Source organism: Xenorhabdus bovienii (genome assembly GCF_024721015.1).
In the GTDB taxonomy this organism is placed as follows: domain Bacteria; phylum Pseudomonadota; class Gammaproteobacteria; order Enterobacterales; family Enterobacteriaceae; genus Xenorhabdus; species Xenorhabdus bovienii.
Genome location: NZ_JANAIF010000180.1, coordinates 1 through 1,971 on the forward strand (window position 1 = coordinate 1; position 1,971 = coordinate 1,971).

The 1,971-nt window shown below is 40.0% G+C and carries 3 protein-coding genes; 2 read left to right on the top strand and 1 reads right to left on the bottom strand.

Features of this window, described 5'->3' with window-relative positions; all coding sequences use genetic code 11:
* Positions 1-218: 218 nt before the first annotated feature.
* A complete protein-coding gene (locus NXS07_RS19695; RefSeq protein WP_258087480.1) occupies positions 219-425 on the bottom strand; it encodes a helix-turn-helix domain-containing protein in 207 nt (68 codons plus the stop codon).
* 98 nt (positions 426-523) lie between these two features.
* On the opposite strand from NXS07_RS19695, the gene NXS07_RS19700 reads away from it, so the two are divergent.
* Positions 524-1,198, top strand: a complete 675-nt coding sequence (locus NXS07_RS19700; protein WP_258087481.1) for an XRE family transcriptional regulator — start codon at positions 524-526, stop codon at positions 1,196-1,198.
* A 323-nt stretch (positions 1,199-1,521) separates the two neighbouring features.
* Positions 1,522-1,926 carry a hypothetical protein gene (locus NXS07_RS19705; protein ID WP_258087482.1) on the top strand — a complete coding sequence of 135 codons (405 nt, stop codon included), beginning with the start codon at positions 1,522-1,524 and terminating at the stop codon, positions 1,924-1,926.
* Positions 1,927-1,971: the final 45 nt, after the last annotated feature.

A 1,971-nucleotide genomic window follows, 5' to 3' on the forward strand; every position in this document is an offset into this window, starting at 1 on the left:
AGCGCGATCTTGTTAAGCAATTCACTTTCCTTATCTCTGAATAATTTGCGGTAACTTGCGTGTTTCATTCGTAAAATATCCTAAAGTTAAATTTGGTTAATGTTTGTTTAATTAATAAACGATAGATATCGTCTATCCTGAGATAGATGATGGTGAGTTGCCCTAACGCATATTCAGGGCGGGTGTTGCTATCTAGGATGTTAAAGAGCGTTGAATGATTACATAAATCTTTTTGGATATAAGATCTGCATCTCGTTAATCATTCCGTCATAAAATCGAGATAACTTCTCAGCCATTTCTAATGATGCATTTTGGCTGCCTCGCTCTAATCGACTCAAATTGCCTACATCGCAGTCAACTGCCGCTGCAACTTCGGCAATTTTAAGGTTGTTATCCAACCTAATTTTTCGTAATGGCGTTTGCATATTCATCTCCTTTAAATGCGCTATACGCATATTATTACACAAAATAGATATGCGCAAGGCGCTTTGAGTGAAACGCAAAAAATGAGTCCAATGACAAAATGAAAATCGGGTCACGCATAAGAAAGCTTCGCAAAGCGAAGAAAATGACAATCCTTGAACTAGCCAATGCTATTAATAGTGACGTGGGGAATATTTCTCGTCTCGAAAGGGATAAACAAGGCTATACAGATTCAACAATTTCGAAAATAGCCGAGGCGTTGGGGGTTAAAATGGCAGATCTATTTATCGAGAGTGATGAAAATGATGTATTAATTTCAGCCAACCCATCTCGCAAGCGGAAGTATTTTAAGGTTCAATCCTTGAATGTAGAAGCGAGTGCGGGGTATGGGATTTCAACGGGAGAGTTTGTAGAAACCATAGGATCTATAGAATACACAACCGAAGAAGCAAAGTTGATTTTTGGTAACAGGCATGAGGATTTTGTAAAGGTCATAGCGGTTAAGGGAGACAGCATGAGTGGCACTATCGAGTCTGGAGACCAAATATTTGTCGATATTGCAGTTAATCAATTTGATGGCGATGGTATTTATGTGTTTTCATTTGGTCGCGCAATTCATGTAAAACGTCTTCAAATTCAAAAGAATAGACTGGCTGTTTTGTCAGATAATCCAAATTACGAAACATGGTACATTGAGGAAAATGAAGAACCTCAATTATATATACAAGGGAAGGTAATTGTTAGCCATTCCCATGTCTATCGAAGACATGGATAAATTCAACTAAAGCCCCTGATGGGGCTTTAACCCCTCGACAATATGCGTGATTTGCGTCACAAATAAAAAATCCCATAAAAAATTTATTACTTTTGTTTTCATGACCTTGTGTTATATGCACCCCTATATATGAAATTATGCGTTTGACGCATATGCGTAAAGAGCATATATTGTATTCATCCAAGGCACACAGCCAAAGATAAATGCAGTACCGCTCTTTAACAAAATGGGAAGTACCCAGCTCTGAATAAGTGTTAGAGCAATCCACTGAGTAGGTTTCTGTGTGGCAGACCACAGCAAAAACTTACTTAGAGGAGGTAAACATGGTAAACGCAAATCATCCAGTTCTCGCTCTTAAGGGAACGGATAGCAAAGGGAAAGGCTCAGTGCCGATTAAGGTAAAGCCTACGACCAAAAAAGCAGCCCCACCCAAAAAAGACAATGCAAGGTCACGCCGTTTAGCAAAGCAAATGGTGTTTTGGGATAGCAAACGGGCTGAACATGCAGCCAAACCAAAAAGCCGCTCAGTGGATAGAATTGTAGATTCGGTTGTCAGGGTCGTTGATGAAAATCATATTTACGCCCGTCTTATTGTAGAACTCAAGAAAGACATGCGTTCCGACAACAACGGCGGATCTTGCTGCATGAGTGACGTAGCTCTTTACTCAACGAAGCAAAGAGCTAGCAATCGGATACTGGAGTCAGGCGGCGTTACGGCGAGGGGGTGATATGACATATCAGGAAGCACGAAGAAAAGTTATAGAAATCCAAAA

Bases quoted from the DNA above. Each gene is read 5' to 3' on its own strand.
- NXS07_RS19695 (WP_258087480.1), bottom strand. From the start codon at position 425: ATGCAAACGCCATTACGAAAAATTAGGTTGGATAACAACCTTAAAATT.
- NXS07_RS19700 (WP_258087481.1), top strand. From the start codon at position 524: ATGAAAATCGGGTCACGCATAAGAAAGCTTCGCAAAGCGAAGAAAATG.
- NXS07_RS19705 (WP_258087482.1), top strand. From the start codon at position 1,522: ATGGTAAACGCAAATCATCCAGTTCTCGCTCTTAAGGGAACGGATAGC.